Raw genomic sequence first — 1,548 nt, forward strand, 5'->3', positions numbered from 1 at the left:
ACGGCGTCGGTGGTCACCTCCATCGCCACGTCGGAGGCGAAGCACTTCGACGCCGCGGAGATGAAGCCCAGATCGGGCTCGCCGCGCTCGGCGCGGGCGGCGGCGGAGTACACCATCAACCGGGCCGCCTCCACCTTCATCGCCATGTCGGCGAGCATGAACTGGACACCCTGGTTGTCGGCGACCGGACGGCCGAACTGCTTGCGGTCCTTGGTGTATTCGATCGCGGCGTCCAGTGCGCCCTGCGCGATGCCGACGGCCTGCGCGCCGATGGTGGGCCGGGTGTGGTCCAGGGTGGCCAGCGCGGTCTTGAAACCGGTGCCGGGCTCGCCGATGATCCGGTCACCGGGGATGCGGCAGTTCTCGAAGTACAACTCGGTGGTGGGCGAGCCCTTGATGCCGAGCTTGCGCTCCTTGGGGCCGATGACGAAGCCCTCGTCGTCCTCGTGGACCATGAACGCCGAGATGCCGTTGGCGCCCTTGTCGGGGTCGCTGACCGCCATCACGGTGTACCAGGCCGACTTGCCGCCGTTGGTGATCCAGCACTTGGAGCCGTTGAGGATCCAGTCGTCGCCGTCGGCCTTGGCCCGGGTCCGCATGGAGGCGGCGTCGCTGCCGGCCTCCCGCTCGGACAGCGCGTAGGAGGCCATCTTGCCTTCGGCGATCTCGGGCAGGACCTTCTTCTTGAGCTCGTCGGAGCCGCGCAGGATCAGCCCCATGGTGCCCAGCTTGTTGACCGCGGGGATCAGCGATGCCGACGCGTCGACACGGGCGACCTCCTCGATGACGATGCAGGCCGCCACCGAGTCCGCACCCTGGCCGCCGAACTCCTCGGGCACGTGCACCGCGTTGAAGCCCGAGGCGTTGAGCGCATCGAGGGCCTCCTGCGGGAAGCGCACCTCCTCGTCGACCGCCGCCGCGTACGGCGCGACCTCCTTCTCGCACAACGCGCGGATAGCCGCGCGCAGCTCCTCGTGCTCCTCGGGCAGAGCGAAAACGTCGAACGCGGGATTACCAGCCATGGTTGCCTCCAAATGCCATCGGGGCGCTCTTTGCCGGTGACTTTACCGCCTGCGCCCTACTCGCCCAACAGACGCTCACGCAGCAGGCGGTCCTTGGCCACCACCTGCATCGCCATATCGGTCTGGAAGTTCTCCATCCGCTCCCGCAGTGCCGGGTCGGCGGAGGCGAGAATCCGCACCGCCAGCAGGCCGGCGTTGCGGGCGCCGCCGATGGACACGCATGCCACCGGGACACCGGCGGGCATCTGCACGATCGACAGCAGCGAGTCCATCCCGTCCAGCCTGGCCAGCGGGACAGGCACGCCGATCACCGGCAGCGGGGTCGCCGAGGCGACCATCCCCGGCAGGTGCGCCGCCCCGCCGGCGCCGGCGATGACCACCTCGATGCCGCGGTCCGCCGCGCCCCGGGCGTATTCCAGCATGCGTCCCGGCGTCCGGTGGGCCGAGACCACACCGACCTCGAAAGGCACCTCGAACTCGGCCAGCGCCTCGGCGGCGGCCTGCATCACCGGCCAGTCGCTGTCGC

At 69.8% G+C, this 1,548-nt stretch carries 2 protein-coding genes; both read right to left on the reverse strand.

Annotation, left to right across the window (positions count from 1 at the left end; translation table 11 throughout):
• A partial coding sequence (locus ADBZ5U_RS16270) for an acyl-CoA dehydrogenase family protein (protein ID WP_526811931.1) occupies nt 1-1,022 on the reverse strand: 1,022 nt, incomplete at its 3' end.
• Nucleotides 1,023-1,078: 56 nt separating this feature from the next.
• A partial coding sequence (gene purE / locus ADBZ5U_RS16275; protein WP_526811933.1) for a 5-(carboxyamino)imidazole ribonucleotide mutase occupies nt 1,079-1,548 on the reverse strand: 470 nt, incomplete at its 5' end.

Origin of the sequence: Mycobacterium sp. (genome assembly GCF_040398885.1) — a bacterium.
GTDB lineage: Bacteria > Actinomycetota > Actinomycetes > Mycobacteriales > Mycobacteriaceae > Mycobacterium.